The organism is Nitrosomonas mobilis, assembly GCF_900103035.1.
GTDB lineage: Bacteria > Pseudomonadota > Gammaproteobacteria > Burkholderiales > Nitrosomonadaceae > Nitrosomonas > Nitrosomonas mobilis.
In genome coordinates, this window is sequence record NZ_FMWO01000105.1 from 1 (window position 1) to 2540 (window position 2540).

Below are 2540 nucleotides of genomic sequence, written 5' to 3' on the forward strand. Positions count from 1 at the left end.
GTGGCAAAGAACTCGATTTTGCCGATTCACTCATTGTCAACAAATCGCACTTTGTCGCAGAGGATATCGGCTCTTCATTGTCAGCTTTCTACAGTTTTGATAAAGCGGTAACACAATTAAAAAATGCCGGAAGTTTGTAAACTAGGCTGGTTAAATATTGTAAATCAATCTGTTAATGGTGTATTTCCAATTTCCTATAATATCTATTATGTTAAATATGGGGCAGTTGTATGGTTAGTAACCACTATTATGGCTCTGTCGCATTAAGTGTTTTCTATCCAAATCAATCATTTATTTCAATGAAGAGAAATTGCCAATAATTGCTTAATGCGACAGAACCCTCGTAGACTGGTTCGCCAAGGAAAACCGTGAGCTCAAGGTTCTCTTCGAGCCATACTTGGGTGCGGCATTTGGGATGCAGCGCGCTACACCGCTGATTTCGCTGGAGTCTGGTTTGCCTCCGATATGCTCACCACGCTACACGAATGTATCGATGAACTCGCTTACTGAGACAGAACCCTTTTTTTCTACCTCATTCAGAAATATTCAATATAAATATATATCCACTTTTTAAAAAAGGGTATATGCTCTGTTTTACCGATCTAGTTCTACTGCACAGTTTCTTTGGGTGTGGGAATGCGGGCTGGAACCCTTTGAATAGGAGCGGTAAAGTCGAGAAAAGCAATTCTGTCGCATAATTTTGTCAGATTTAAGGATTTAGCAATAATCGTTGCACGCAATGTTTTCAATTTTGAGCTTACTCGCTATTGGAGAAAATCGTGGTCAATAACCTCTCAAGTCAAAAGCCTTGTCCTAACTCACCCAGAGACTGGACGCATATGGCAATTACTAATTTAGCAATACTCGTTATGCTGCTTCAAGCCTGCGACTACGTTGCAGTTGAAGACTGTGGTGAGTAAACGTATGGAAAAACATCGCCCATATACGTTCTTCACACAATAAGCTGAGAGACCTACCAGTATTTGTTTATCTGTAACTAGTCTGTAACGTTGTCGTTGATAAGATATTCATTAAGAAATATTAAAAAGCTTTTTTAAAGTGCTATTTAATAATGAATAGTGGTCATCAAACAATAAGGAGGAATAAAAATGATAACGAAATTTTTAGTTCTTCACCTTTTAGTTACCCTAATAGTAAATAGTTCTATCTCGATACGTTGGTTTTGGCGGGAATTCCTAAGCGGCGTTCACTCATCACCGATGTTGGCATGGACCCTCAGCGCGAGACGATTGCACTCCATACGGCTCTGTTGCAAAAAATAAGAAAATTGGTGCATTATTGAATTTTTTCAGGGTATTTCTCAATGTCGGATTTCAAATGGCGACATTACCAGGGCGGTGTAATCCTGGGTTGTGTTAGATGGTACTGCAAGTACGGAATTAGCTATCGTGAATTGGAAGAAATGATGTTGGAGCGTGGATTTGAAGTCGATCACACAACGCTTTATCGTTGGGTTCAACATTATGCACCCGAAATGGAAAAACGCATGCGGTGGTACTACAAGCCGACGATGGGCTACAGCTGGCGGGTAGATGAAACCTATGTGAAGGTTAAAGGGAAACCTGATTAGTTACCTATCTCAGAAATTCTCAATATACCGATCGGAAGAGGTTCTGTCGTTGCGGCGGCGCGCAGCAATCGCGGCACCATGGCAGCCAAATCAAAACGGCGATTGAAGCGATAGGAGAATTCTGCAAGATAGCGCTGTGCATACTTGGCGTGATTGAATGCATGGTAGGTTCCGCTGAAGGCAGTCTTGAGATTGCCAAGAAGCGTATTGACCCAGCGAAACTCGGCACGCTGCACAGCAGATTTGCCACTTCCCACAATATGGCGCTCATGCTGCGCGGCTGTATGCGTAACCGCCCCGAAACACCCCAAACCATCAGATACGACTCGTGCAGTAGATGACAGACATTCAGCCGACCACTGTTTGAGCGCTTCATATGTAAAACCCGCTACGGGAGTCAAGCGTATATAAAGTGGCTTCCCCTCGCTGTTTGTTTGTATTGCCGCTACAAATGGCGTCTTACTTGCCGCGCCCCGCCCGCGCTTTCCCGGCCTTTCACCTCCCAGATAAGCATCGTCAACCTCCACGCGTCCATCCAGACGGCGTTGCTCTTCGCGCAGCAGCATGGTCTGTAACAGCTTATGCTTGATCGACCATGCCGTTTTGTAACTTACCCCCAGCTGACGTTTGAGTTCCAATGCACTGACCGCATTCTTGCTTTGCGTCATCAAGTAAATGGCCAGAAACCAGGTTCTTAGCGGTAATTTAGTATTTTCAAACACGGTGCCGACAATTGAAGAACATTGGTAGCCACAATCCAGGCATTCCCATAGCTTGCGGCCGTTATGGGTACAGGAATATCGCTCCCCATCGCAGCGCAGGCATCTCCAGCCATGTGGCCACCTCGCAGCAAACAATGCTGCTTCACATTGTGCTTCCGTGCCATATTGATGCAGAAATTCATGCAGTGACAGGCCTGCCTGAAACTGAATTTTATTCATCGCCATTG

General features: G+C 44.4%; 1 protein-coding gene and 1 pseudogene. One reads left to right on the forward strand and one right to left on the reverse strand.

Annotated elements, in window-relative coordinates:
- Positions 1-1324: 1324 nt before the first annotated feature.
- Positions 1325-1582, forward strand: a pseudogene (locus NSMM_RS14670) (IS6 family transposase); the annotation flags it as partial.
- A 5-nt stretch (positions 1583-1587) separates the two neighbouring features.
- Here NSMM_RS14670 and NSMM_RS14675 read toward each other — a convergent pair.
- On the reverse strand, positions 1588-2538 hold the full coding sequence (locus NSMM_RS14675; protein WP_090284233.1) for an IS1595 family transposase: 951 nt from the start codon (positions 2536-2538) through the stop codon (positions 1588-1590).
- Between the last annotated feature and the right edge of the window lie 2 nt (positions 2539-2540).

Bases quoted from the DNA above. Each gene is read 5' to 3' on its own strand.
- NSMM_RS14675 (WP_090284233.1), bottom strand. From the start codon at position 2,538: ATGGCGATGAATAAAATTCAGTTTCAGGCAGGCCTGTCACTGCATGAA.